This is a genomic window from Moraxella sp. K23 (genome assembly GCF_041154765.1).
Taxonomy (GTDB): Bacteria; Pseudomonadota; Gammaproteobacteria; order Pseudomonadales; family Moraxellaceae; genus Faucicola; species Faucicola tetraodonis.
The window spans coordinates 365,676-390,645 of the sequence record NZ_AP031595.1 but is presented as its reverse complement, the minus strand read 5'-3'; the positions used below and the strand labels follow the sequence as shown (position 1 = coordinate 390,645).

Sequence of the window (24,970 nt, the reverse complement as noted above, 5' to 3'; positions counted from 1 at the left end):
GCGACTACTCTGTCATATTTTATTATTGCTAGCGCAGTATCAAATCAAACTTAATCACACAAAAATTCACAGGGAAAGTGAGTTGATAATTTTAAATGAACAAGGTTAGTTTTTTTGCTCTTTGAGGAAATCTGGTAAGTAAGGTGTAGAATTGACATGGTAAAAATACGAGAAAGTTTGCCGCTATTGGATGGAAAAGACGTTGATCATGATAGTACCACGATGATTGCGAGTATCACTGCCAGCCAGCGTCATTTCACCCATACTGACTTGCCCATTGTCTCTGAGCCTGCCAGCCACATCATCGATGAGCATACCATTGATACCGAAGCTTGGCTGGTATCGATGGCAAAACGCGCCCATCTCACCGAGCTGCCTGAGCTGACCAAAGCCTGTCAACTACTCAAAAATCAAGATTTAAGTACCGAAAGCAACCGCTCTAATGCGTTTTTGACTGGGATTGGGATTGCCGATATTTTGGGTTATCTGTACCAAGATGAAGCCACGCTCGTTGCTGCGATGTTATATCGTGCCGCGCGTATCCAAATTTTTACCCCCAAACAAATCCAAGCCACCTTTGGCGATGAAGTCGCAGAGCTGGTTCAAGAAACCCTAGCGCTGGGGCGACTGTCCGATTTGATAGAGAACAACAAGCGCTTAGAAGACCACTTTAACAACAACCAGCGCGAGCAGTTATCGGGCATTTATAATATGCTTATCTCGATGACCAACGATGTGCGCGTAGTGCTAATCAAATTGGCTGAGCGTACTTTTGCGATGCGAGAGCTGTCGTATGCCAGCCCAGAGCGTCAGCAACGGGTCGCCCGTGAGGTCATGACAATCTATGCGCCGCTAGCGCATCGTATGGGTATTGCACAGCTTAAATGGGAGCTTGAGGACTTATCGTTTCGTTATCTTGCGCCTGACCGCTACAAAGAAATCGCCAAATTACTCTCTGAAAAACGTAGCGAGCGCGAAACCTATATCGACCGGGTTGCGCAACAACTGCGCGAGGCGTTAGCTGCCCAAGGGATTGACGGGGAAATCACCGGTCGTGTCAAACACATCTATTCGATTTATCGTAAGATGAAACTCAAATCACTGTCGTTTGACCAGTTATATGATATCCGCGCACTGCGGGTACTGGTGCATAACAATGCCGATTGTTATCACGTATTGGGGCTGGTGCATGGTTTGTGGCGTTATATCCCCGAACAGTTTGATGACTACATCACCAACCCAAAAACCAATGGCTATCGCTCGCTACATACCGCGGTGATTGCTGAGAACAAATCGCTGGAAGTACAAATTCGTACCTTTGACATGCACTATGAAGCTGAACTTGGCATGTGTGCACACGTCAACTACAAAGAAGGTACCAAAAACAAAAAAGACGACTATCTGACCAAAAAAATTAGCTCACTGCGTCAGTTATTACTCAATCAAGAAAATGCTGACAATCATGACCCCTTAAAATTTGTATTAGATAAACATGTTGAGCATGAGCATGGCGAGCTCGATGAAGAAGAACAAGTCGTTGATTTTGGTGAATTTGAGCGGATTTATGTGTTTAGTCGTGATGGCGATATCATCGAATTGCCCAAAGGCTCAACTGTGCTTGATTTTGCCTATCATGTGCATACCCATGTCGGCAATCGCGCCCAAGCTGCTCGCGTCAACAAACGCTATGTGCCGCTGACCTATCAGCTCAAAACAGGCGAACAAGTTGAGATTATTACCAAGCAATCACGCGAACCAAACCGTGATTGGCTAGTGGCATCCTTAGGTTATATCAATACCAGTCGCGCTCGTAGCAAACTGCGCCAATGGTTTAATAAGCAAGACCGTGATAAAAATATCGAAACAGGTAAGCACATATTAACCAAAGAATTGGCGCGCATGTCGGTACACCCTAACAGTATCGATTTAAACGACTACGTCAAATTTTTTAATGCCAAAAATAGTGATGATATTTTGGTAGGGCTAGTCAATGGCAACGTTGAATTGCATAATTTGACCGGTCATATCAGTCGTCATCTAGATTTAGAACCCGAAGTCACTGATACTGAGCTTATCCCAAGCGTTCACCCCAAAGCCACAGGTAAGCTAGATGCGTATAAAATCGAAGTCGATGGCTTAGATAACATCGCTATTCACTTGGCAAATTGCTGCTCGCCGGTGCAAGGTGAGTCAATTGCAGGGTATATTACCCAGTCCAATGGCGTATCCGTCCACCGCAGTGATTGCGTCGAATACGAGCGATTAGTGGAGCGTGAGCCTGAACGCGCTATTAGTGCCGCTTGGTATGGCAATAAAGGCAAAAGCCAATTGGTACAAATATACCTTGAATCGTATGACAGGCGTGGCTTGCTCAAAGACCTGACCCAAATCATCGACCAAGAAAATGTCAATATCCGCCAAGTCGATACCCTAAGCGGGGATGATGATATCGCGCGGTTAAATTTTACCATAGAAGTGACGGGGCTAAGTCAGTTGTCCAAGCTTTTGGCAAAACTAGAGCAGCAACATGGTATTATCTTGGCGCGTCGTATCGTCAATAACAAGTCTTAATGCTTTAAATAGGAGTCACACGGCACATGCCAGAATTGCCCGAAGTGCAGACGACAGCGACGAGTCTGCAACCTTTGCTCAATCAAACCGTTGAAAAAGTTAGCGTCTTTCAGCCCAAATTGCGCTGGGCGGTGCCTGATGACTTGGTGATTTTGGTAGATTATCAACTTGTCGACATTGAGCGCCGAGCCAAATATCTGATTCTCACCTTTAAAGGTGCCGCGGGGCAAAAAAAACTGCTCATCCACTTGGGGATGTCGGGTAGCTTACAGCAGCATCCTGTGGGGTTTGACAAGCGTAAACACGATCACGTGATTTTGACGTTTAATAATGGCAAAAAACTCACCCAGCTACATTATCATGACCCACGGCGGTTTGGCATGTTGCTATGGTTAGAGGACTATGAAGACAAGCTGATTACCCATTTGGGTGTAGAGCCGCTCTCAGAAGACTTTAGCGCTGATTATCTATATCACCATATCCACAATCGCAAAAAACCGATTGAACGCCCCATCAAATCGGTGATTATGGCGCAAGAGATTGTGGTCGGTGTGGGTAATATCTATGCAACCGAAAGCCTATTTTTATCAAAAATTCATCCGTTGACCCCTGCCCATCTCATCAGCCACGAACAGCTGACCACCTTGGTCGCCCATATTCGACAAGTCCTACAAACATCGATTGAAAAAGGCGGATCAACGTTAAAAGATTTTACCGTAGCCGATGGACAAACGGGGTATTTTCAGCAAACGTTATTGGTGTATGGGCATAAAGGCGGCGATTGTCCGAGCTGTGGCACTGCCATCGAAAACGTCAAAATCAATCAGCGTGCCAGCACGTTCTGTCCCACTTGCCAGCCGCTGATAACCCGCAAAAAAACCGTGAAAAAATCAGTGAAAAAACCGCTCAAAAAACTGCTCAAAAAACCGCTCAAAAAATAGCGGCTCTCCTTTAACGTAAAAAAAACTGCGGCAAAGACAATTTTACTTGATAATTCTTGGCAAAATTGATGTAATGTTCCTGAACTATTCAGCAACAACCTAGCAAAACTTGTTAGGTACAACCTGTCAGTCAACCCCAGTTATTTGGTTATCTAGTTGCCTAATTATTTATTTAGTTAGCTAGTTACCTCGTTAATGAGGGCTTGCTGCCAGTTAGGAACCTGCTATGAAACTATTAAATACGATTGCGTCAGCCGTAGCCTTGATGATTGCAACGATGACTTGCAGCTTTGCCGCTACCGAAATTGATGAAAAAGATTTTGGTCCAACCTATGGCTCCATGGTCGCTGATACCATTGTGGGTAAGCCATTGGGCGCATTGGCAGTGGTGGGCGGCGTGGTGACAGCGATTGCCAGTATGCCATTTACCATCTATAACGATGAAATCGATCAGGTAGAACGCAAGCTGATTCTTGAGCCACTGGCGGCACTCGATCGCTGCTTGGGCTGTACCCCTGCTGAAGACCAATATTTTCGCTCCCAGCGCCCCAATAATAACCAAGTGCGCATCACCGTTGATGGACCTTCTGAGATTTTAATCGACACCAACCAAAAAGTTGTTGTGAAAACCCCTTAGTTTTTTCGTCAACGGTTCAAGCAAGCAATTGGTCACCGCTGATTGCTTTTTTTATGACTGTTATGTTCATGATAATTTTTTTGCACCGATAAATTGTTTGCTATAGTCGCTTTTAAACGAGTCTGCTCATCATTTGTCAAAATTTGGCTTACTGCTCGTATAAAAAGCGCTCGTATAAGCTTGTATAAAAAGTTGATTACCAAGGAAGATAACCGTCATGTCAAATCTAACGCTAAAAACACCGTCAGCCTTAGCCTCACACCCTACGCAGCAAACCATTCAAATAGCCACCAAACACCCTGCCACACTGGCGGCGACGGTGTTTCGACCCGATACGGTCAAAGCAGCCGTGATGATTGCGCCGGCAACAGGCATCAAACGGCAGTTTTATCAAAATTTTGCGCAGTATTTGATGGAGCATGGCTATGGCGTCATCAGCTATGACAATGAAGATATTGGCGAGTCGATGCAAGGCGACCTCAAGCACTCTAATGCGTCACTGATTAGTTGGGGGCGCTACGATATGACTGCGGTGCTTGATAGGCTGATTCAAGAGTTTCCCAATACCACCTATCATCTGGTCGGTCATAGCGCGGGCGGTCTATTATTTGGTTTGATGCCCAATCATCACAAGTTCACATCCGTGTTTAACGTTGCCTGTTCGTCTGGGCGAATCCGTAATATGGCGATGCCGTATCGTGCCAAAGCCATGTGGTTTATGGATGTATTTATTCCTGTGTCCAATGTGGTGTTTGGCTATACCCAATCAAGCAAAATTGGCATGGGCGAAGACTTGCCCAAAAATGTCGCCAAACAGTGCCGAGATTGGTGCAATGGCGCAGGCTATATCAAAACCGCCTTCGGTAAAACAGTGAAAACCCACTATTACAATGAGGTTAACTTGCCTGCTATGTGGGTGAATGCGCCCGATGATGATATTGCCAATGATAAGAATGTCGCCGATATGATTCGGGTGTTTCCCAACATGCAAGCGACCACCCAAACGCTAAAACCCAAAGATTATGGCTTACAGCATATCGGGCACATGAAATTTTTTAGCCGGCAAAACCAGCTACTTTGGCAGCAAACCCTGGATTGGTTACACCAACATGGGTAATTAAACAAGGGGCATGGTGATTATGCCCCTTGTTTGCTGCTAACAGTAGGATGAAAACAGCACTCTAAACGTTATCATTTTAAAAGATAGATTGCTAACAACCCACGCGGTTAAAACGGCACGGGGCTTTCCCATTCCATCCACACACCCGTGTTGGGATGTTTTAAGCGTAATTTGTGTGCATGCAAGCAAAGCCTAGGCGATAAATCAAACGCTTGACCGCCCAATACATCTTGCGCGTAGATGGGGTCGCCAAGCATCACATGCCCGATATGCAGCATATGAACGCGTAGTTGATGACTGCGCCCTGTGACAGGATGCAAGGCGACACGGCTAACTGCCTTACCCTCACGCAGTTCGTGATGCAAGGTTTCATATTTCGTATAGGCACGTTTATCCCAATTCATATCGACGATATGCTTGGGTTTTTGTGGTGGGTCGTAGCGCACCGGCACATCGATTTCGCCTTGCTGTGGCGGCGTTCCCCAGACCAGCGCTTGGTATTCTTTGCTCGGAATACGCTCGATAAATTGTTTGCTGATATGGCTTTGCGCCTCGCTATGACGCGCAAAAATGATAATCCCTGAGGTGTCCATATCAAGTCTGTGAATAAGTTTGACGTTGGGGTCGGCTTTGAGCAGGCGCGATTGCAAGCTTACTTTGAGTTCTTTACCATCCACCGATAACAGCCCGTGCGGTTTGTCGATGACCCAAATGTCGTCATCGCGATAGAGGGTAACAGATTTGGCGAAGTCGTCAAAGAATGACTGCGGCTGCTGACTTTCTTCAACATTACGCTGTGCAATGGATTCTGGGGTTAACGCTTGGGGGAGTTGTCGCATGGGTGGTTTTTAGTCTCTAAAATCTATTTGATTGAAAATTGATAGTATTTAAATCACTATTTGCGCTCTGACCTTTGGCAAACTTCACCAAAGTCAAGCGTCCAAACGCAATTAAAAATCCTTTGGCAAATTTTTTATGTGCAACCGTTATGCTTTCGCCATTATCGCAAAGACTTCTTTTGCCGCTTGCAACGTGGCATCCAAGTCTTCTTGCGAATGCTCACTACTTATAAAGGCTGCCTCAAAGGCGGATGGCGCAAGATACACACCGCGATCGAGCATACCGTGGAAGAAGGTCGCGAATTTTTGCGCATCGCATTGGCACACCTCTTCAAAGTTTTGTGGCAATGTATCGCTATCAGTAAAAAACATCCCAAACATACCGCCACAGCGCGTGGTTTTAAAGCCAATACCCGCATCTTTCGCCAACTGTTCAAGATTATCAGTCAAGTAAACGACTTTTTCACTTAATGCGTCATAAAAACACTCAGCCGTGAGCAAATCAAACATGGCAATACCGGCACGCATCGCCAGTGGATTGCCCGATAAGGTGCCTGCTTGATACACACCGCCTAACGGTGCGATACATTCCATAATCTCACGTTTACCACCAAATGCCCCGACTGGCAGACCTGCACCGATGATTTTACCAAACGTGGTCAAATCAGGGGTGATGCCAAAATGGGCTTGCGCTGACTGTAAGCCAACCCTAAACCCAGTCATCACTTCATCAAAAATTAGCACAGCGCCATGCGCGGTACACTCGGCACGCAAGGTATCGTGAAATTCTTGCGTGGGTACAATCATGTTCATGTTGCCGGCGATAGGCTCGACAATCACACAAGCAATGTCATTGCCAAATTGCGCAAAGCAGTCTTTGATGGCTTGCGGGTCGTTGTAACGAATCGTGATGGTATGTTTGGCAAAATCGGCAGGGACGCCTTTTGAGCTGGGTTCACCGATATCTAGCATGCCCGAACCCGCTTTGACCAGCAGACTGTCGCTATGACCGTGATAACAGCCTTCAAATTTGACAATCTTGTCGCGTCCTGTATAGCCGCGTGCTAGACGAATGGCGGACATGGTGGCTTCAGTGCCTGAGCTGGTCATACGGATTAATTCAACACTGGGAATCAATTCGCAGATTTTGTCCGCCACCGTGGTCTCAAACGTGGTGGGGGCGCCAAAGCTTAACCCGTCATCTGCCGCATTTTTGACCGCTTCAATAATATGGGGGTGCGCATGACCCAAAATCATCGGTCCCCATGAGCCCACATAATCTATATAGGGTTTGCCTTCGGTATCATACATTTTGCTGCCACGGGCACGGCTGATAAAGACAGGCGTACCCCCCACGCCTGCAAATGCCCGCACAGGTGAATTTACACCGCCAGGGATATGGGCTTTGGCTTGTCTAAACAGTAATTGGTTGGTTGTCGAGTTGTTTGAGTTATTTGAATTCATGGGACGCTCAGCTAGATAAATTTTTGCCTATTTTAACAAAATTCGGGGGTATTGAATACGCTTGCCGTCTATCTTGAATTTAGCTGGCTTGAATTTGGCTGGCTTGAATTTGGCTGGCTTGACTTTGGCTGACGAAAAATAGGGCTCGTTGATAAAAAATGTGGTTTTGGCTTTTTTGATATGTCCCTACTTTTTTGCCTCAATGGTAGTGACCAAGTGAGCACTATTTTTAACGCTAAAAAACCCCAATGCCGTGCACTGGGGTTGTTGTTTTGCGGTTTTTGACCCATTATTTTACTGGGCAATTATTTGTGGGCTTTAAACGAGATATTGGGTACTGCCAATTCGTTATATTCGCCTTTTTCATTTGACTTCCTCCCCTTGCTAAAGCAAGGGGATTCCTTCTACAAGACGGTCAAGCCCGACCGCAAGAATGTTCCGACTGGCATTGATATCTCTATCATGCCATGTGCCACACGAAGCACATATCCATTCTCTTATTCCAAGCGATTTTCTACCTTTCGGACTATTGGCGGTGATTTCACCGCAACACGAACATCGCTGGGTCGTGTATCTCTCATTCACGATTTCAAAACGACAACCTGCATGCTTGCATTTATAGGTCAGTTGTCGTTTCAGTTCAAACCAGCCTGCATCGTAAACCGATTTGGCGAGTTTGCCTTTTTTACTATTAAATTGATTACTCTGAATATCACCGACCACGATTAGCGCATTATCTTTAACTAATTGGGTGGTGAATTTGTGGATTAGGTCTTGGCGTGTGTTTTTGATTTTGGCATGGATAGCCTTGATACGTTTTTTGTTTTTGGCACGTTGAGCAATGGCTAAATCTTTGGCATAGTTGAGCGTTTGTTTGATGGTGAGTTTGTCACCGCTTGAGGTAGTGGCACTGTCTTTAAGTCCTAAGTCAATACCTACGCTACCCGTTCCGCATTGTGTTTTAGGGTAGTCTTTGACTGTGATACAGGCATACCAACGGTTACGGCTGTCTTGGACGACCTCAAGGGTGTTAATTTGATATAGGCTAAGGTTGTAGCTGTCCCATAGGTCGATGATTAGCTTTTGCCCTTTGGCTAGGCTTAGTTGCAAGGTGGATTTTAAGCCTTTTTTACCTGTTTGGTGTGTGGCGATGTGTTTGATGGCAGATTGTTTAAACGGTAGCCAACCCAAGCTTTTACGCTTTGATTTTGGGTTATTGGTTCGCCAGTTTAGTTTGGCTTTTTTGAATTGGCGACGCGATTTGGCGTGGGTTTCATTGATGGCTTGGATAGTCTGACTGTGTAAGCCAAGTAGTTCACCGCTACCTTTGGTGTATTCGTTTAGGTCGTAAGCACTAAAGAACTTGCCAGTCTTTTGCAGATGCTTGTAACTCAAGTCATTCACATAGTTCCATACGAAATTCACTAAACCGCTTAGACGGTTAAGCTTTGCTGTGTGTTTATCTCGTATGCGTAGCTTGAGTGTTTTCATGCAAATTATTTTAGCAAAATTTATGCAAGCGTTATAGTGTACAAGTTGCCTTATATCCACCGCCTAAAGTCGGTGGTTTTACGGCAACGGATGATAAACTGGATGACTAAATATCTTCAAGCTTTAGCACATCATAAGCGGGGGTTTCATACGGGTGTGCCTGTTTTAACGCTTGCACCACCGCTTTGATGCGCTCATCTGCAACCACCATCTCGACTCGCCATTCTTCGATTGTTTGTAATTGATTGGTGGTACCAATAAAGGCTTGATTGCCTGCCAATGGCATAAACTGTCCTGTGCCCAACACCTGCCAACAGCAATACTGATAATTGCCAATCTGCCCTGCCCCTGCGTCAAACAAGGCTTGCTTTACAGCGTCTAGATAATCGGTCGGTATGTATGTGGTGAGTTTATACATGATTGGTTTTTTCATCCCTGTCATTATTAGGTATCTGCCTTAATCTAGCATATTTTTTTTGCAAAAAGCCATTTGCTAATCCGTTTTGTCCCCTATCGTTAAATCCGCTTACCAAAAAAATTATCCGTTAAACTGGCTATACATTATATAATATTGTATAATGTATTTTATTACAAAAATCTCAAGTGTTTTATTCAGGTGGCGTATGTTGTTATTTTCTATTGCTGATTATAGTCATCCAATGGTGGGTGGTATGTTGATTGGGCTCTCTGCGGTTATGCTGTGGTGGAGTATTGCCAAGATTGCTGGCATCAGTGGCATTGTCGCTAGTCTCTGGCAACCAAACTCACCCGATTTTGCTTGGCAATTGGCGTTTTTTGTGGGCTTGCTAGTATCGCCTTGGGTGTTTGCTATGTTCTTTAACTTGCCAACCATCACGGTATCATCATCGCCTTGGCTGTATGTCATCGCAGGGTTATTGGTCGGTGTGGGCACGCGAATGGGCTCAGGGTGTACCAGTGGTCATGGTATCTGTGGCAATGCGCGCTTTTCACCGCGCTCACTGCTGGCAACCATTGTCTTTATTTCCGCAGGGTTTGTGACGGTGTTTATCGGTCGTCATTTGTTGGCATTGATTTAATTGAGACGTTAGGGGCATATATCATGCGAAAAGAAATTGTGTTATTGATTAGTGCTATCTGTGGGTTGGTTTTTGGTACGGGTTTGATTGTCAGTGATATGGCAAACCCAAAAACCGTGCAAAGCTTTCTTGATCTCGCAGGCGATTGGAATCCTGCGTTGCTGTTTGTGATGGTTGGCGCGCTCATTGTCGCCACCATTGGTTTTAATTTAAGTCGCTTAAAAAAGACCAGTCTATCGGGTGCGCCGTTTCCACCGATTCGCCGCGGTATTGACAAGCGCTTGGCGATTGGGTCGATGATATTTGGTATAGGTTGGGGCATCGCTGGTATCTGCCCTGCCCCTGCGGTGGTGCTCATGGGCATGGGTATCTGGCAAGGGGTGGTGTTTTTTATCGCCATGCTAGTAGGTATGGGGATGGTGATAGCATTTGATAAAACCCAATCCGCTTAGTCATCATTAGTCATCAGTAGGGTGAAATAGCCGATAAAACCCACCCGCCATGAGCCAACTGGCTAGTTGCTGTGGCGTTTCTGTTTGCCCTTGCCGCACCCAATAAATATAGGTGTGATACAGCATTCCTGAGGCAAATACCAGATTGTACTCCCCGCTTTTATCCTGATTTGGCGCGCTCGTAGCTTGGCAAGTCAATGCCTGCTTTTTGCGGTATTCGACAAAAATTTTGCTATTAAGGAGTGTGTCTAAAATCAGCCCTTCAAAGCCTTGGTTGAGCAAAATCTTGGTCGACAACTCAAACTTGCTCAGATAATCAAACACTTGTCGCAAAAACGCATAAAACTCGCCCTCGCTTGCCGCCGTCAAGTCGATAAAAGGAAAATCATCCTCAATCTGCGCCAAATAGTCTTTGAGTAGCGCAAGTTTGCTATCGTAATTGCGATAATACCCCATGCGACTCACACCCGCCTTTTGGGTCAGCTCGGTGACGCTGATATCAGCAAATGGCGTGGATTCCATGAATTTGAGCAGCGCTATGGCGAGCGAACGTCTGACCACGGTGTTGGCATTACCCATGATATGCGCCTGCTGTCCAAAATCACTCAAGCTCGACTCAATACTCGTACCCGTGGGCGATGGAAGCGGTGTGAAGGTTGGCTTTGGCACGCGTTAATCCTTTCAACTCAAGCCTTTACTTAATTTATCAAAACAAAACGGACCCAAATGTCACAGTTGCAGCAGCCTGCTGAAAAATTAGTATACCCTAATCAGGTAGCGGGTTGAACTGTTTAGCGGTCAACCGCTGTTATACAAAGACAGATACAGCCAAAAAGCCACTGCAAAGTAGCCTGCGGCAGGTCAGCTATAAGGACAACTATTAAGGAAAATAAGGGGAAAGCGATATATGGAAGGTCAATCATTTGATACGGATTTTCTGGTCATAGGCTCAGGCTTTGGCGGTAGCGTCTCGGCGATGCGACTGACCGAAAAAGGCTATCGCGTGATTATCGCGGAGCAAGGCAAGCATATTTCTCCTGAAACCATGCCCAAAACCGTGCGCGATATCAAGCAGTTTTTGTGGTTGCCTGCGCTCAAATACAAAGGGTTTTTTTCGCTTCAGCTATTTAAGCATGTCATGGTGCTGCATGGTAATGCGGTGGGCGGTGGCTCAATCACTTATGCCAACACCTTATTACAACCAGAAGACAAAATTTGGCAACAAGGTAGCTGGGCAGGGCTGCACGACTGGCAAGCGGTGATGCCACAACATTATGAGACCGCCAAACGCATGCTAGGCGTGAGCCAAAACAAAAAAGTCGGTAACGCAGATTTGATGCTACAAAAAATGGCAAACTTAAGTGGCGTGGGTGATAGTTTTTATCTCACCGATGTGGGCGCCTACTTTAGTGAACATGACAAGTATGCTCATCCCCCTGTCAATGGTGACCCGTATTTTGGCGGCGCAGGTCCTAAGCGCAGTCCCTGTATAGGCTGTGGTGGCTGTATGGTGGGCTGCCGTTATGGCGCCAAAAATACCCTAGATAAAAACTACCTGTATTTTGCCCAAAAAAATGGCGCTACCCTGCTCGCTGAAACCAAAGTCACGGATATAGTACCGATAGCTGATGCTAGCAAATCATCAAGCGACCCTGCCTATCAAAACGGTTCACAAGGCTATCGGGTGACGCTGCAATCAGCGGATAAAGGTGAGTATCAAATCACCACCCAACAGATTGTACTGTCAGCCTCTAGCCTCGGTAGCCAAAAACTGCTGTTTGAGCAGCGCCATAAAGGCAATATGCCCCATATTTCCCCTTATCTTGGCAAGCGTATCTATACCAATGCTGAGTCCTTGCTAGGCGTACGATTTTTGGATGACCAACATGGCGCCATGAGCGATGGCGTGGCTATTGGTTCTGGGATTTATTTGGGCGATGGCACACACATTGAGGCGACGCGCTATCCTGAAGGCTTTAATATTGCCTCCTTTTTGGCGACGTTAAGCAATTATAAAAACGGTAAAAAAATGTCGCTACTGGTTTGGTTATGGTGTTTTATAGTGCAGTTTATCGTCAAGCCCCGTCAGACGTGGCGTGCATTTCGACCGCATAATATGGCAAAACAAAGCCTTATCTTGCTATGTATGCAAAGCACGCCCTACGCGCTTGAAATGCGCTATCAAAAAAGCCCGTGGTGGCGGGCTTGGTTGGGTAGCCGCTACCAGATGCAAACCTATGGTCCTGCCATCCCCGCCTTTATTCCAGAAGCAAGCGCGTTTGCCGAGCAGATGGCAACCCAAATGGGGGGAGTCGGTTATGGCGTGCTGTCGGAAGTATTTTTGAACATCCCAACCACCGCGCATTGTATGGGCGGGATTTCGCTGGGCAATTCTGCCGCAGATGGCGTGGTCGATAAATATCACCGATTGTTTAATTATCAAGGGTTTTATGTCTGCGATGGCGGCAATATCTCGACCAACTTGGGCGTCAACCCAAGCCTCACCATAACAGCGTTGACAGAGCATGCCATGAGCCATATTCCGCACAAATTAACCCAGTTACTGCATGCTGCGGATACCACCAGGCAAAACGTGACGCTGGTTCAAAAAGATGCTAGCAAGATACCGGCTTAACTGCTATGTTGAGTTAAAATTTAACTAAATGATTGGGATAATACACATGACACCTCAAGACAACTCAGATTCAACTAATTCGGATGCAACTATCAATGCCATGCAGCAGCAGTTTGACATCATGCGAACGGCTAGCCGCCAAGACCAATATGTTGATTGGTCAATTCGTAGTGCACGGCTAAAAAAATTAGAACAGCTGGTGATGGACAACCAAAGCGAGATTATCACCGCTATTCATGCCGACTTTGGACAACGCCCAGCGGCTGAAACCACCATGCTTGAATTGTTCCCAACGCTTGAAGCCATTCGTTATACACAAAAACACGGCAAGGCTTGGTCTGCCAAACAGCCCGTCAAAACTGGGATTTGGTTTTTGCCCGCTCGTAGCTATATCCAGCCGCAGCCGTTAGGGCTCGTGGGCATTATTGCACCTTGGAACTATCCGCTGTATTTGGTGATTGCACCGCTGGCTGCCGCATTGGTGGCAGGCAATCGTGCGATGCTCAAAGTCTCAGAAGCGTCACCGAATTTTGAGCAGTGGCTGGCTGATGCGTTACCCAAATACTTTGCCGCAGACGAAGTGACTTTGATTACAGGGGGTGTCGAAGTCGCGCAAGCCTTTAGCCGCTTACCGTTTGACCATTTATTTTTTACTGGCTCTACCGCAGTGGGCAAACATATCATGAAAGCCGCTGCCCAGAATTTGACCCCTGTCACCCTTGAGCTGGGCGGCAAGTCCCCTGTCGTGGTGACGCCAAGCGCTGATGTGGCAAAAACTGTCAACCGCGTATGGACAGGCAAAACCATGAACGCAGGGCAAACCTGTATTGCGCCTGATTATGTGTTGATGCAGGCGGATAAAAAACACGCCTTTATTGAACAATCAACCGCATGGCTTGACGCCCACTACCCCAATCTTACAGACAACCCTGACTATAGCTTTGTCATCAATCCCAAACAAGCCAGCCGCGTGCAAGGTTATCTTGATGAAGCCAAACAGCGCGGTGCCACCCTCATTCCACTGACCGATTATGAAGTGAATATTGAGACTGGATTTTTCCCACCGATAATTGTCACCGATTTACCCAGCGATGCTAAATTGCTGACAGAGGAGATTTTTGCCCCTGTATTACCACTGGTGTCCTACCAAGACTTGACGCAAGCGGTGGCGTATGTGAATGAGCGTGACCGCCCACTGGCGCTGTATGTGTTTGGCGAGGACAAAGCCGACACCGACTACGTACTCGCGCATACGGTGAGTGGCGGCGCCTGTATTAACGAAACTATTTTTCACATTGCCCAGCAAAATCTGCCGTTTGGCGGTGTCGGGGCATCGGGGATGGGGCGTTACCACGGCAAATATAGCTTTGATACTTTCTCTCATCCAAAAGCGGTGTTTAAACAAAGTCACCTTAACTTCGCGCATTTGCTCCAACCACCGTATGGCAAGACCTTTTGGAACATGATGAAGGTGATATTAAAAGCTTGATTTTAACCGCCTGATTTTTACAACTTGAAAACGTTTAACCCCACGCTTGCGATGGCGTGGTTGTTTACATGGCTTAACAATAAAATGGATTATTGATAATAGTTGTCGTGCTTTTTGAGCCACCAGTTCATGTTATCTTGGCGTTTGGCACGAAATTGTTCCAATCTTTTGGCAATAACCGCATTGTGCGCTCGCGCGGTATCAAGCCCAAACAGAATCGGCACACTGACAAGCACGCCATAGCGCCATTTTGGGCTAGGCAGTCCCAAGCCATCGCCAATATCATCACCCACTAAAGTCCGTGTGACACTGGCATTGACCCGCTCAACCAGCTGTCCACGTTTGTTATCCTCACCCATAATTTGCGAGGGTAAATCATGCAGCGCTTTGGCGAGCGGTTTACCAAATTCAAAATCTAATTGCTGGGTTGCCAAATAGCTATAAAGCCATGCCCACGCCTCGGTTTCATCTTCAGGAATGCGCGCCAGCTCAATCCCCATCCACCAACTCGCCAGTTGCCATAAATGCATGATGCCTTGTGATTCTTCGGCGCTGATTCTTGCGCCCAGTAATTTTAGTCCGCGCATAATGAGTAGTGAAAACTGCAAGTGGGTTGCCACCATATCGGTTTGGTTAATGGGCAACCCCCAGTAGCCACTGTCCCAATCATGACTGCATAAGTGTTGTCGTACCAGACCGTGTGTCTGACGCACCTGCAGACTTTGTCGCCAGCCTTCTGTGCCGATTGCCAATGGGGGTTGCTGGTTGCGGCTAATCGCTGGGTACTCAGACACTGCCAAAATATACGCATAGGTTCGCATGAGCCTTGGCAATGCATCATGCACTAACGCCCCTGTTTTGATGAGTGGCAATGAGAGCGCAGGGATACTATACCCTGCCATTAGCGCGACATTACGCAGTAACCAAATCAGCATCAACGGATAGCGCCGATAGGCAATTGCACCAATCTCGGCAAGCTTGGCATCATACCAACTTGGATATTGGCAAAACTGCTGATAAAGCGTCTCAAACGCTGGCTGTTGCAATAACGCTTTGGCTGCCGATACATTACTTGTTTGCGCTATCCCTTGCTCATGCAAAATCAATTGCTGCAGGGGTTTGGAGAATTTGATACCGCTGGATAACAGCACATCGACAGGCTGATCTGCGACACCATACCCCTGCTGCATCTGTTGCAATAAATCCTTTGACACCTCAAAATCACGGGGCAATAAAAATCGTTTGATACGCTGCAACACTTGTAAATCAGCATGGTGGTCAATGTCAGTATTGCGCCCCAGTGTCGGCAAATCGGTTTGATAAAGCAGGTTCATAGCAGTGATGAATCAGTAATGAATGAATAGATAGCCTAGCGCATTTTGGCAACTAAAAAATACTTATGTGCCAAAAAAAAATCGATTTTTTTTGTTTAAAAATGTTAGACCTTAATCGACTGGGTATATTTACTGGCTGGATGAATTTGATCGTAGCTTGCCTGATGGGTTTCAGTGACCTGTGGGATAATGATTGGTTGGATAATGAAGGCTTGGGTAATGATGACTAGCATAGCGTTAGTCCATGTCACATTTATCGAACTATTTTGTCGCTGACGCTAAGCCTATTTTTGATTACACTATAGCCAACCTCTCTTGTCTTAACAGTATCAAAATCGAGCTACCCTTTGAAATCACCTAGAATCTTAGAAACGCCACCCAATTGGACCGAGGATGAAAAACCCGCGTTACCCGGTTCACCGCCGAGTATTGCTCACTCTCGATCAAAAAGTATTGTGTATTTTGTTATCGGCGTTTTTATTGCAATTTGTGGCGGCTTGGGCAACGGCATTATTACCGCAAATTTACCGCAAATCCAAGGCGAATATGCGCTAACACCCTCACAAGTGGCTTGGATACCTGCTGTGTATGTGATGGCAAATGTCAGCGCCAACCTGCTGCTGTTTAAAGCGCGTCAACAATTTGGGTTACGCTGGTTTTCTGAAATATCCTTGCTGATGTTCATGCTGGTGATGTTTATTCATATATTTGTGCAAAACTACCCGATGGCTTTATTGGTCAGGGCGATGGGAGGCTTTGTCGCGGCGCCGTTATCCTCACTTGGACTGTATTACGTGATGCAAGCCTTTAGTAGTCAGTATCGCCTACAAGGTTTATATATTGGTTTTGGGGTCAGTGCGCTCGCGATTCCGTTGGCTTGGATAATGTCCCCTTATTTGGTCAATGTGAATGACTGGACTCGGCTTTATACCTTTGAGTTTGGTTTGGCGCTGTGTTGTTTTGCGATGGTGGTCGCCGTCAAGTTGCCACGAAGTCTACGTATCGAAGTGTATGAGAAGAAAGACATTCTCACCTTTTTGTTATTGGCGCCCGGTTTTGGGTTACTGTGTGGTGTGTTGGTACAAGGGCCTATTTTATGGTGGGAAAACTCACCCTTATTGGCTTATATGCTTATTGGCGCGTTGGCGCTGTTGATGTCAGGCTTTTTCTTTGAGCATTACCGCAAAAATCCCTTAATTATGACCCGCTGGCTGGGAAGTGTTGCGTTATGGCGTTTTGTGATCGGCGCTTTTTTACTGCGTTTGATTATGTCTGAGCAAAGTTACGCGGTGGTGAATTTTTTAAAATCCCAAGGTCTAACGTCCGACCAGTTTGTGGGTTTTTATACGGTCATATTTTTTGGTATGTTGGCAGGTTTGATAGTCAGTGCACTGACCTTTTCACGAGATCATTTGATTCCGCCAATGGTAGTAGCGACTTTGCTCGTGGCAATTGCCAGTGTATATGATGCCAATATGCTCACCAGTGACGTGCGACCCCAAAATTTTTATCTCAGTCAATTTGCAGTCGCGTTTGCAGGCTCACTGTTTATGGGTCCATTGGTATTGATGGGATTTGGGCTGACGCTGCGACAAAGCGTTAATCATGTCATCACCTTTATCATATTGTTTGGTGCGACCCAAAACTTTGGTGGGTTGGTAGGCTCGGCTTTTTATAGCACCCTGCAACAGCAGCGCACCCAGTATCATAAACAAAGTATTTTACAGCAAATGCAATCGACGGATGTCACGGTAACCCAGCGGCTTCAACAATACCAAGTAGGGTTTAAACCCGTCATCACCGACAGCAGTTTATCGCAGCAACAAGCCCAACAATCCCTCAACCAAATTGTTACCCGAGAAGCGCAGATTAAAGCGTATGGCGATATCATTACTGTCAACAGTTACATTGCCACGTTTTTATTTGCTTGGGGTATGATTAATATCGCCCGCAAAAAATACATTGAAAATCGGCAAAAAGTAGCAATTAAGCAAACTTAGACTGGATAAGCTAGATGGGTATAACAAGGCGACCCAATTAGATAACTGTTTTTTTAGATAACAGTTTAATGATAAATTGAATGACCAATAAAATTTAATCATCAATAAAATGCTTACGGAAAACCCAACTCATGAGTAGTGAAGCAACAACCCAAAATGATGCGCCAGCTGATGACAGCGAAAATAAACCTGTACAGGCGCCTGAAAAGATTATTAACCCTAGACCGCTTACCTTAATTATCATGTTGGTGGTTTTTTTGCTCGGTGTTGGGGTGATTTTATGGGCATGGCATTTAGGTCCGTTTAATACGCCACTGCAACAAACTGAAAACAGTTATGTTAAAGGCAATATCACCCTATTGTCGGCACAAATTAATGGTTATATCGAAAAAGTCTACGTCACCGATTTTGAGGACGTCAAACAAGGTCAGCCGTTAGTTAAAGTCAGCAGTGCTAACTACTCACAGCAAGTGGTACAAGCCGAATCAGGACTGGAACAAGCGACTACTAATTTAGCCAACCAGCAACAAATCATCGAGCAGCGCAAAGCCGATGTCAAAGCCGCGCAGGCAAAAGTAGCACAAGTTAAAACCCAGCTAGAATTGTCGATCCAACAGCTAAAACGACTAGAATCCTTGGTCGGTGTTGGCGCAGTGTCACAAAATGAAGTCGATACTGCCAAAGCGGCAGTTAAAAACAATGAAGCACTGATGAGCCAAGCAATGGCCAATGTCGATGTCGCCCGCGAAGGTCAAAAGACCGCGGAAGTAGCAAAGATTGGTTTGGTGGCACAGATTAAAAGCGCCAATGCACAGTTAAATCAAGCCAATACCAACCAAGAATATGGCTTAATCACCGCCCCGACCTCAGGAAAATTAGGGCAAATCAATATCCGTACCGGTCAGCTGGTGACACAAGGCACGCAGTTGGTTTACCTCATTCCAAAATCGATGTGGGTCATTGCCAATTTTAAAGAAACCCAAATTGATAAAATGAAAATCGGGCAAAAAGCGTGGTTTACTGTCGATGCCCTAGGCAAACAAAAATTTACGGGGGTAGTCAAAAGCATCTCCCCCGCAACAGGGTCAGAATTTAGTGTCATTAAAACCGACAATGCCACTGGGAATTTTACCAAAGTGGTACAGCGCATTTCTGTACGCATTGACATCGATGACAACCAAAGTCGTCTGAATGAATTGATGCCAGGCATGTCGGTAGTGACAACGGTAGATACGTCAAGTTAGCAAATTAACCCTTTTTTATTCTCCTCTACCAAACGCAGTTTAGCCAGATAAGCTTAAAAAATCTTTCGCTAAATAAGCTGGGTTAGGATATTGATAGAACCCCTCACCCGTGGCTTCACCCAGTTTATTGGTATCGACCAGTTCTGCTTTGAGCTTTTCAGCGGGCTGCTGCAAAGAAGGGTCCGTTTTTGCCAGTTCATTAAAGATGTTGTAGTTGGTTTTCATGCCATTTTTATCCAAAATCGCCATCGGTCCAAAGGGTGAACCCGTGGCTATCATCCACGTTTTATCAATGGTTGCGGCATCGGCAACACCGTTTGCCCACAGTTTTAACCCCGCTACCAATAACGGAATCAATAAGCTATCAAGCACATAGCCCGATTGTTCTTTTTTTACCGCTATCGGTAACATAGCAATGGCTTTGGCAAATTCGATGACGTCAGCATAGACTTGTGGGTCGCAGCTTGCTGCCGCCATCAACTCCACCGTATTACGGATGTGGATGTGATTGGCAAAGTGCAGCATCAAGAATTTTTCTGGGCGGTTAGTAAAGGTCGATAACACGCTTGGCAATAGCGTCGATGAGTTACTGGCAAACACGGTTTTGGTAGGGGCGGCGGCTGAGGCTTTTTGATAAAAATCTTGTTTAATGTCTAAGCTTTCTGGCACCGCTTCAATCAATAGGTCTGCATCTTTTAGCGCCTCATTCAAGTCAGTGGTGTAAGCCAAATTTTTGCTAGCTGCTGCCACTTGGGCATCGGTTTCACCTAGGTCATGCTGATGCTGATTGGCAAGGTCGGTAAAGCGGGTTTTCGCCTTAGCAATCGCGTCATCGTTAATATCATAAATAGTCACGTTAAACCCATGAAACGCACATTGCACCGCAATTTGGTTGCCCAATACGCCACTGCCTGCCACGGTAATATTTTTATAGGGTACTTTGGATAAATCCGCTTTGGGTGGTTTTAAAAAGTCAGGATTTTTAAAGGCGGGATTGGGGTATTGATAAAATCCTTCGCCCGTTGGCACACCCAGTTTATGTTGCTCGATGTACTCTTTTTTGAGCATATCAACGACCGCTTGGTCCTGTTGTTTGCCCTTAGCTACAGCAAGCTTGTAAATATTGTAAGGGGTAGTCAGCCCCAGCATATCATAAAAAGCAAATGGTCCCATCGGCGAGCCTGTGCCAAGCATCCAAGTTTTGTCGATGGTTTGAGTGTCAGCAATGCCTTGGATATACAGCTGCATCCCTGCATTTAACCAAGGATTGAGTAGTGAATTTAGTACATAGCCCGAGGTTTCTTTGTTGACGATAATAGGCACCATGCCGATTTGTTTGGCAAACGCGGTCACCGCATCAAATACGTTAGGGTCAGTATCAGCATGCGACATAATTTCGGCAAGATTGCGCTTCCAAATCTCATTGGCAAAGTGCATCATTAAAAACTTAGCAGGACGGTCGGTAAATTTGACCAAATCACTGGGCAACATGGTAGATGAGTTACTGACAAATACGGTTTTCTCGGGTGCGGCTGCTGAGGCTTTGCTATAAAAATCTTTTTTGATGGCGACATCTTCGGGCACCGCTTCAATCAACAAGTCTGCGTCTTTTAAGGCGGCGCTTAAGTCTGAGCTATAACGCAAGTTTTGTTCAGCCTGTTTGGCTTGTTCGCTTGTTTCGCCCAAATCAGCCTGATGACGTTTGGCGATATCGGCAAATTTGGTTTTGGCTTTATTGAGCACCTCGTCATTGATATCATAGACAACAACTTTAAAACCATGAAACGCCGCTTGTACGGCGATTTGATAGCCCAAAACACCACTGCCTGCGACTGTTATGTTTTTAAAGTTAGAAAGGGTATTCGATTCTGACATACTATGCTCCTAGCGTTAATGAGCAAATACGCGATTTCATAATTGATGATTAAGGTAAATTATTTTTAATATTATCGTATTTGCTGTCGACTATTTTTGATTAGATTAAAAGAAAAAAAACCGTTAGCATGTTCAAACACTAACGGTTTTTGATTTATTTATGGAGATTGAGTTTTTCACCCAATTGATGAAATTTTTGGTTTATTTCATCACGAAATGCGTCCAATTTTGACGAATGGTCAGCTTTGCGTTGTTCACGCCATACTTGTTGCAAGTGTTTAACCGACTGGTCATGTGCTTCTTTAGCTGCGATTATTTCACTTTGTACATGAGCTACGTCAAAGCGTTGGCTATGCGTGTTATACTGCGCAAAAAAGTCGTTGAGTGGTTGCTCGTTTTGCTCTTGAACCAACGTTAAAATCGCCACTTCACCGTCTTTTAGATTTTGGGCAACGTATTCAAGTAACGATGATTGACCAAAAGATACTGCCGCACCGACATCACTACCGAGTACCATACCCAGTGAGCCGCCGATTAACAAACCTGCAGGTCCGCCCAATACGCCAAGCAATGCACCAAACAGACCGCCCATAACCGCCCCACCACTAACTTGTTCGCCTTGGTCTAGGCTATCGACCGTTGTGATCACACTGTTTTCTTTTTTAATGAGTAACGCTTGCGCAATCAAGGTTTCAGCGTTGCTTTTGTAAGCTTTAAGCTCGGTAAAGGCTTTGTAGGCTTCAGTTGATACATCAAAAATAGTGACTAAAATATTTTGTTGTGCTTTCATGGCTGTTATCCTTATTTTTTTAATTAGGTTTTTTTAATTAAAGGTTATAAAAATCTTTATCAAATGCCTGTTTTAGGTTGGTTGGCTCGGCACGTTTTTTATGATTTAAACGATGGCGCGTGGTCGAGGCGGTTTGATAAGCTCGAAGACGCGCGTGTTGTAAGTTACCAATCGGACGGTTGGCTTCAATACAGCGAAACGGGGTAAATGACAAATGCTCCATAATGTCAAAGTTGCCGTCATCCGGTACATCTTGGCAAGGGATGGTAAGTTTTGCTACTGTCACAAAAGGCGCATCTTTTTCATCCCATTCTTTGGTCAAGTCATTGATGGGTTGGTCTTTTAAGTTACGGCACAGCTGGATTTGCACATCAAACTCATAATCATGCTCACGGATTTCTTGTAAAATCAAAGGACGAATCGCCTCGCTGGTGGCATTGACATCTAGGTCACGGCGTTTGATTTTGGCTTGTGACGCTTTGGTCGGGGCGACACGGATTTTTGCCATATAGTCGCCATGACGCACCGCCCCTTGTGAATAAAAACTGTATAACAAAGTATTTTGCGGTTTGATGGTTTTAAATTTACTAAAAGCCCTAAAAGTCTTGAGGGATTCTTTGGATGGTAGTTTTTTGCCATATTGGGTAATCCAGTCAAAGGCAAACTTGGCTTGACCTTTTGCGCCTTTGGCAAAATAATCATTTAATTGTAAAAATAGCCGTGAAATATAACTATAGTCTTGAATGGTGTTACAAAAGAAAATAGGGAAATTAATCAGATTGTAGTCAAAGTTTGGGCTATCTGGCTCATCTGGCAGTAATTTTTCGCCTTTGACACCAAAGACTTTAATCGCCAACCCTTGAGAAAGCCCCAACTTGTTGTCGGCAGCCACACGAGATGAGCCGTTAGAAAAACGAATCACCGCTTCATGACGAGCGGGTTTGGCATAGATACCTTGGGCATATTCTTTGGGCAGTTTTGGTAAAATCTCAAAGTTGGCTTTTAACGCACAGTAGCCTTTGGCATGGGCATCTCGGGTGTGATAGTTGATTTTGCTAACTGTGTCTGATTTGCCGATATAGTCACGAATATCTGCGGTGATTTGGTCGATGGCTTTTTCATCGTCACTCGTAAGCTGGTCGATGGCTGGGTCAAACTTGGCATAACGACGACCGAATAATTTATTTAACATGATGATTGTCCTTTGTTATTTTCATCAGGTTAGGTGTACTAAAAATGCCTAACCTTTTTTTATTTAGTTTTACGCTAATATGAATTTTCGTTAAGCTCACTAATCCATTTGAGTGCCGACAAGCTTGGTACAAAAAGATATTCACCGCCTTGTAGGGTATTAAATTGCAAAATATTGGTATGACGCTTACGAATTGGCTCATCGGGTACGGTGAACACATCGCTATCAGCGTCACTACCTGCGTGTACGCCTAGCATTGGGTCACGTTCTTCCCCAAGGTTCATAAAGTTACCGTCATTAATCCATTGGCTTTGCAAAAACTCCAGCGTGTCCATGGCATGCGCGTTGATACCGATAAAAAATAAACCACGCTCTTGACCATCGTCTTGGGTCACGTTGGGCGGCACGATATCGCCATACGAAACGCTACGGCGGATGATACGGTGAAGACGCACATCGCTTAGAATAAAGTCTTTGGTATTGCGGGGGTTCATACGGCGAGCATGAGCACCAAACGGGCAGCCTTTGCCATAGGGATCGTCCGTGTAGTCAAATTTATTGTTTGCTACATTGTCTTTGCCGAGGGCTTCATCATCGTGGTCTGGGCTTAGGGTAATGGGGGCACCCGAACGCCAGCGACCGAACATTTTTGCCCCCAGTTTATCGGCTTTAGCTGGGTCATTGTCGCTTTGTTCTAGGCAATAGCGGTGAAAGTCAGCCACATTACTGCGGTATTTTCGCAGTACCATAAACGAGCCGTTTTTACCCAATACTTCAGGCTGTGGCATGGGGGGTACCACGCCCGCTTCACCTTTATAACCTAACACAAATTCACCCGCCGCAATCGGTCGTTCGGTGTTATTTTCAAGGCTGATACCACTGCCATCAACTTCTGGGTTACTGATGCCATCGCGATAACCAAACACGTTTTTGACGTCACCATCTGCGCCAAAATCATGTTCCACTAAGATTTCGATGGCGTTACGGCTGATATCTAGATAAGGGGCAAACGCCTGTTTAAGTTCGGCAAGTTTGGCTTGCCATTTTTCTTGGCTATCGGCAATCAACGCGCCGCAAATATGAATATCGCCTTTATCACCAAATGGCGCAAGCCAGTTGCTAGGGTCATTATCGCCCTTGTCACCCAAGATATCGGAGCGGCCTGCCATCCCTGTTTTGAAATTTTCTGGGAAAGAATCAAGCGAGCTTTGCGGTAAGCCTAAAGCTTTTAGCCCCTCATACGTCATCACAATGGTCAAATTGGCATCCATATCTTTTTGGAAATTTTTTGAGCCTGTGACGTTTGGTAATACCGCTTTTAGTAATTCACGACCCGCGTTGCTGTCATTGACTTTTAGCGCGACAAGCGTGCCATAGTAAGGTGCAGGGCGGTCATGCAAAATGATGGCTTGAATATCCTCAAGTTCCATCGTGGCGATATTGGGATAGATAGCGTTCGTTGCCCGTGTGGTGACGCTGTGCAGCTGCGTGCTGATTTTTTGTTTGGCTTCGTGTACCCGTTCTTTGACACTGCCTTTTTCAGTGGGTGTATCGCTGTGTTCAAATTTGTCTTTAACGGCCTCTATGCCATGCTCGATACCATCTTGTAGATGGGTTTTTAATTTGCCCAGTAGGCTTTCATTCGCTGGGTTGTCGTTATTCATGGTCGTTCCTAGCAGGGAATTTTAAAAATTTGATGCTAAGAACCTGTTCACCATACACCACGCTAAATATGGCTTGTGGTAAAAATCACGCAACAAATGGCTTTTGTATTGAAATTTTAACCTAAAGCTTGCTCATTTATAGTACGCTTAGACTAATACCCTTATAATAGTATG

The 24,970-nt window shown here is 45.5% G+C and carries 21 protein-coding genes; 10 read left to right on the top strand and 11 right to left on the bottom strand.

Features of this window, described 5'->3' with window-relative positions; translation table 11 throughout:
- The first annotated feature begins 156 nt into the window (after positions 1-156).
- The 4 genes from ACAM37_RS01635 to ACAM37_RS01620 all read left to right on the top strand — a co-directional run bounded on the left by ACAM37_RS01635 (position 157) and on the right by ACAM37_RS01620 (position 5,266).
- A complete protein-coding gene (locus ACAM37_RS01635) occupies positions 157-2,571 on the top strand; it encodes a RelA/SpoT family protein (protein WP_369626391.1) in 2,415 nt (804 codons plus the stop codon).
- Positions 2,572-2,597: 26 nt separating this feature from the next.
- The gene (gene mutM, locus ACAM37_RS01630) at positions 2,598-3,512 is read left to right on the top strand and encodes a bifunctional DNA-formamidopyrimidine glycosylase/DNA-(apurinic or apyrimidinic site) lyase (protein WP_353551119.1); all 915 of its coding nucleotides are present in this window, start codon (positions 2,598-2,600) and stop codon (positions 3,510-3,512) included.
- A gap of 226 nt (positions 3,513-3,738) precedes the next feature.
- On the top strand, positions 3,739-4,149 hold the full coding sequence (locus ACAM37_RS01625; RefSeq protein ID WP_050324640.1) for a hypothetical protein: 411 nt from the start codon (positions 3,739-3,741) through the stop codon (positions 4,147-4,149).
- A gap of 217 nt (positions 4,150-4,366) precedes the next feature.
- Positions 4,367-5,266 (top strand): alpha/beta hydrolase family protein, encoded by a 900-nt coding sequence (locus ACAM37_RS01620; protein WP_083710771.1) that lies wholly within the window; start codon positions 4,367-4,369, stop codon positions 5,264-5,266.
- A 110-nt stretch (positions 5,267-5,376) separates the two neighbouring features.
- On the opposite strand, the gene ACAM37_RS01615 is transcribed toward ACAM37_RS01620, so the two are convergent.
- The 4 genes from ACAM37_RS01615 to ACAM37_RS01600 form a co-directional block, all read right to left on the bottom strand.
- Positions 5,377-6,108 carry an RluA family pseudouridine synthase gene (locus tag ACAM37_RS01615; RefSeq protein ID WP_076775205.1) on the bottom strand — a complete coding sequence of 244 codons (732 nt, stop codon included), beginning with the start codon at positions 6,106-6,108 and terminating at the stop codon, positions 5,377-5,379.
- 147 nt (positions 6,109-6,255) lie between these two features.
- Complete coding sequence (gene hemL, locus ACAM37_RS01610; protein WP_369626390.1) at positions 6,256-7,572, bottom strand: glutamate-1-semialdehyde 2,1-aminomutase; 1,317 nt, start codon at positions 7,570-7,572, stop codon at positions 6,256-6,258.
- A 384-nt stretch (positions 7,573-7,956) separates the two neighbouring features.
- Positions 7,957-9,063, bottom strand: coding sequence for an RNA-guided endonuclease InsQ/TnpB family protein (locus ACAM37_RS01605; RefSeq protein WP_369626389.1), 1,107 nt, complete (start codon positions 9,061-9,063; stop codon positions 7,957-7,959).
- 106 nt (positions 9,064-9,169) lie between these two features.
- Complete coding sequence (locus ACAM37_RS01600) at positions 9,170-9,481, bottom strand: YqfO family protein (protein ID WP_159676953.1); 312 nt, start codon at positions 9,479-9,481, stop codon at positions 9,170-9,172.
- A 205-nt stretch (positions 9,482-9,686) separates the two neighbouring features.
- On the opposite strand from ACAM37_RS01600, the gene ACAM37_RS01595 reads away from it, so the two are divergent.
- Positions 9,687-10,121 carry a YeeE/YedE family protein gene (locus ACAM37_RS01595; protein ID WP_369626388.1) on the top strand — a complete coding sequence of 145 codons (435 nt, stop codon included), beginning with the start codon at positions 9,687-9,689 and terminating at the stop codon, positions 10,119-10,121.
- A 23-nt stretch (positions 10,122-10,144) separates the two neighbouring features.
- Entirely contained in the window at positions 10,145-10,573 is a 429-nt protein-coding gene (locus tag ACAM37_RS01590; protein ID WP_353551131.1) for a DUF6691 family protein, read from the top strand.
- Positions 10,574-10,579: 6 nt separating this feature from the next.
- On the opposite strand, the gene ACAM37_RS01585 is transcribed toward ACAM37_RS01590, so the two are convergent.
- On the bottom strand, positions 10,580-11,242 hold the full coding sequence (locus ACAM37_RS01585; protein WP_369626387.1) for a TetR/AcrR family transcriptional regulator: 663 nt from the start codon (positions 11,240-11,242) through the stop codon (positions 10,580-10,582).
- Between the two features lie 238 nt (positions 11,243-11,480).
- Here ACAM37_RS01585 and ACAM37_RS01580 point away from each other — a divergent pair, with 238 nt between their 5' ends.
- Both ACAM37_RS01580 and ACAM37_RS01575 read left to right on the top strand, forming a co-directional pair.
- Positions 11,481-13,208 carry a GMC oxidoreductase gene (locus tag ACAM37_RS01580; RefSeq protein ID WP_369626386.1) on the top strand — a complete coding sequence of 576 codons (1,728 nt, stop codon included), beginning with the start codon at positions 11,481-11,483 and terminating at the stop codon, positions 13,206-13,208.
- A gap of 46 nt (positions 13,209-13,254) precedes the next feature.
- Positions 13,255-14,697 (top strand): coniferyl aldehyde dehydrogenase, encoded by a 1,443-nt coding sequence (locus tag ACAM37_RS01575; protein ID WP_369626385.1) that lies wholly within the window; start codon positions 13,255-13,257, stop codon positions 14,695-14,697.
- 89 nt (positions 14,698-14,786) lie between these two features.
- Here the strand turns inward: ACAM37_RS01575 and ACAM37_RS01570 are convergent, their stop codons facing one another.
- Together ACAM37_RS01570 and ACAM37_RS01565 are read right to left on the bottom strand one after the other, a co-directional pair.
- Entirely contained in the window at positions 14,787-16,031 is a 1,245-nt protein-coding gene (locus ACAM37_RS01570) for an oxygenase MpaB family protein (RefSeq protein ID WP_369626384.1), read from the bottom strand.
- Between the two features lie 104 nt (positions 16,032-16,135).
- On the bottom strand, positions 16,136-16,264 hold the full coding sequence (locus ACAM37_RS01565) for a hypothetical protein (protein ID WP_369626383.1): 129 nt from the start codon (positions 16,262-16,264) through the stop codon (positions 16,136-16,138).
- 114 nt (positions 16,265-16,378) lie between these two features.
- Here ACAM37_RS01565 and ACAM37_RS01560 point away from each other — a divergent pair, with 114 nt between their 5' ends.
- Positions 16,379-18,031, top strand: a complete 1,653-nt coding sequence (locus ACAM37_RS01560) for an MFS transporter (protein WP_369626382.1) — start codon at positions 16,379-16,381, stop codon at positions 18,029-18,031.
- Between the two features lie 131 nt (positions 18,032-18,162).
- The gene (locus ACAM37_RS01555) at positions 18,163-19,275 is read left to right on the top strand and encodes an HlyD family secretion protein (protein WP_369626381.1); all 1,113 of its coding nucleotides are present in this window, start codon (positions 18,163-18,165) and stop codon (positions 19,273-19,275) included.
- A gap of 39 nt (positions 19,276-19,314) precedes the next feature.
- Here the strand turns inward: ACAM37_RS01555 and ACAM37_RS01550 are convergent, their stop codons facing one another.
- From ACAM37_RS01550 to ACAM37_RS01535, 4 genes are all read right to left on the bottom strand, one after another.
- The gene (locus ACAM37_RS01550; RefSeq protein WP_369626380.1) at positions 19,315-21,150 is read right to left on the bottom strand and encodes a 3-hydroxyacyl-CoA dehydrogenase; all 1,836 of its coding nucleotides are present in this window, start codon (positions 21,148-21,150) and stop codon (positions 19,315-19,317) included.
- A 154-nt stretch (positions 21,151-21,304) separates the two neighbouring features.
- Positions 21,305-21,940 carry a DUF1269 domain-containing protein gene (locus ACAM37_RS01545; RefSeq protein WP_060995805.1) on the bottom strand — a complete coding sequence of 212 codons (636 nt, stop codon included), beginning with the start codon at positions 21,938-21,940 and terminating at the stop codon, positions 21,305-21,307.
- Positions 21,941-21,977: 37 nt separating this feature from the next.
- Positions 21,978-23,132, bottom strand: a complete 1,155-nt coding sequence (locus ACAM37_RS01540) for a catalase family protein (protein ID WP_060995806.1) — start codon at positions 23,130-23,132, stop codon at positions 21,978-21,980.
- Between the two features lie 74 nt (positions 23,133-23,206).
- Positions 23,207-24,796: a Dyp-type peroxidase gene (locus ACAM37_RS01535; RefSeq protein WP_369626379.1), complete on the bottom strand. Its 1,590-nt coding sequence runs from the start codon at positions 24,794-24,796 to the stop codon at positions 23,207-23,209.
- Positions 24,797-24,970 lie beyond the last annotated feature (174 nt).